This is a genomic window from Mesorhizobium sp. M7A.F.Ca.US.006.04.2.1, assembly GCF_004022915.1.
Taxonomy (GTDB): Bacteria; Pseudomonadota; Alphaproteobacteria; order Rhizobiales; family Rhizobiaceae; genus Mesorhizobium; species Mesorhizobium ciceri.
The window spans coordinates 1-2430 of record NZ_RZQA01000906.1; the positions used below are offsets into that span (position 1 = coordinate 1).

Annotated in this window: 2 protein-coding genes; both read right to left on the minus strand. The window is 58.5% G+C overall.

All coding sequences use genetic code 11. The annotated features are described in order from the left end of the window. Positions 1-229 precede the first annotated feature (229 nt). Positions 230-976, minus strand: a complete 747-nt coding sequence (locus tag EN925_RS31990; protein WP_013525202.1) for a hypothetical protein — start codon at positions 974-976, stop codon at positions 230-232. A 141-nt stretch (positions 977-1117) separates the two neighbouring features. After that, the coding region (locus tag EN925_RS31995) for a response regulator (RefSeq protein WP_245487378.1) at positions 1118-2430 on the minus strand (1313 nt) is incomplete at its 5' end.

The window sequence follows — 2430 nt, forward strand, 5'->3', positions numbered from 1 at the left end:
TGGCCAACCAGAATGCCGCGACGCATCAGCGCCATATCAGGAGCGGCGAGGCCAAAGGTTTCCGCCAAAATCTGGGAAGCGTTGACGGTTATAAGCGCCCAACCGGCATCATGTCCGTACGGGAGGCGAAAATTCGGCGCCGATCCCATGACCAAGGCGGGACCCGTGAGCCTGGGCAAGCGGAGGATGGGCTTTGAGAGCACGGGCAAGAGATCCGAAAGCGGAGGTTTCATGCGGGGATCTGAACCGCATTTTCCTCAAACGCACGCAGAATGCTTTCTTCTCGGCTCCACAATTCGTCCCATTGTGTGGCGCCCGACCAACCGGCAAACCAGGGACCGCCGAGCGTGTAGTGCGCCAGCGACACCTCGGCGGGGTCGAGTTCGGAAGCCGACGCCCCTACGAGGTAGTTCCATGCCAGAGGCAACTCCCCGATCTCATGATCCTCGAGCCATTTGAAGGCGTGGAGGTCACGTCCGGGCCACGTATTAAGCATTTCGTTCGTCAGTCGTTTGTTGGCGGGATGGTCTAGATTCCACAAAACGACCGACGACCAGTTCTTGCGCCGATAGAACGTCTGCGTTTGTCCGTCCATCTTGACGGCTTCAGACTCGCGTTGCCTGTGCTTAACCGCCATGATCGCGTAGGAAGGATCGACCAGGTCGAGCAGCTTGACGGGATCCTGCAGAAAAAGAACGTCACAATCGCAGAACATGGCCCAGCCGCCTTGCCGCATAAACGGAACGGCAAAGCGCGATATGGCAAACTCGGTCGCCATCGGTGCCTCGGAGATCGGGCACCAGAGCCTACCGTCACGTACCTCCATCGGTCGCTTCATGATTCCTTGGGCTTCAAGGTCTTTGAGCACCAGTGGGTGGATCTGCAACGGCGTGCTTGTCCGGCGGAAGGCGCTCCATCGCGCCACCTCGAGGACTCGGGCTTCGCGTGGGTCGTACCCGATGTAGATTGGCATCATAGTGTAACTCTGCAGTTGGAAGTGAGTTTGCCCGAATTATGCAAGGTTGCGCGGCTGGCGGTAGACCCCAGGTAAATGGATCAACCCGCCGCGATGGCGATCGTGCAAGGCCAGAGCGCCACAGTCGGGATATTGTTGCAGTCAGGCCGGAGTCAAGCAACCGTGAGCGACGGTATTTCGTTTGGCTCGACGGAACATTGGCCGGGCCGGGGCCCAAATAAAGCGAACAGATGTTATCGCGCTCGCTAGCTCCTTTTCCGTGAATGGCTTGCTGAGAATTTTGATGTCGCGAGTCCCCGGGAGTTCGGCGTAGCCCGTTGCTATAATGACGGGTACGTTCGGCCACTGGCCTTTGATCGTATTCGATAGCTGCAGGCCCGTCATCTTCGGCATAGCATGATCCGTTATGACGAGGTCGAACGGCTGCTCCTCCAGCAACCTGAGGGCTGCCGCCGCAGAATGCGCCTCCGCGACAGTATGGCCGAGATCCTCGAGCATTGCCGCGGTATTCAAAAGGACCAGCGCATCGTCATCCACTGCCAGAATCCGCAGCGACGCCGTCTCAATGGCTTCCTCGGCAAGAACATCCGGCCCGCGCGCGAATTCCGAGCTCGCGGTTGCGATCGGCAGCCATAGTTCCGCTGTGGTTCCGGTTCCCCTGGAGCTCTTGAGCACTAGGCACCCGCCCATTTGCTCTGTCATCCCATGCACCATAGACAGACCGAGACCCGTGCCTTTGCCTACGCCTTTTGTGGTGAAGAACGGTTCCGTCGCCCGAGCCAGCGTTTCTCCGTCCATTCCTTCGCCACTGTCGGCTACCGAGAGGCAGACATAATGGCCGGGAGCCAAGCCAGCACCATTGCTTTCGCCGACCTGTTCCATCCGGGCGGAAATGATGATCGTCCCACCATCAGGCATGGCGTCACTGGCGTTGACACACAGGTTGAGCAAGGCAAGTTCGATCTGACTTTCATCGATCATTACATGATCAAGCGAGAGCGGAAATTTCGTCTCTATGATCGCCCTTGAGCCCAGCGATCGTTCCAAGAGATCCTTCATTCCGTGTATGAGCCCTATCAAATCGACAGGCTTTGGATCGAGTTGCTGCCGCCGGGCAAAGGCCAGCATGCGCTGCGTCAAGGACGCTCCCCGTCGCGCGCCGAGCACCGCGTTGTCGAGAAGACGCAGCAATTGTGGATCGTCGGGAAGCCGTTTGCGGAGCAGCTCAAGACTACCCAGAATCGCCATCAGCAAATTGTTGAAATCGTGAGCGACGCCGCCCGTCAGTTTGCCGATCGCATCCATTTTTTGGGAGTGGAAAAGGGCCTCACGTGCCTGATCCAGGGACTCCTGCGCCTTCTTCCGCTCCGTAATGTCGCGTGTGATCTTCGCGAACCCCAGGAGTTCGCCATCCTCGTGCCGAATGGCGTCGATGACCACGTGGGACCAGAACG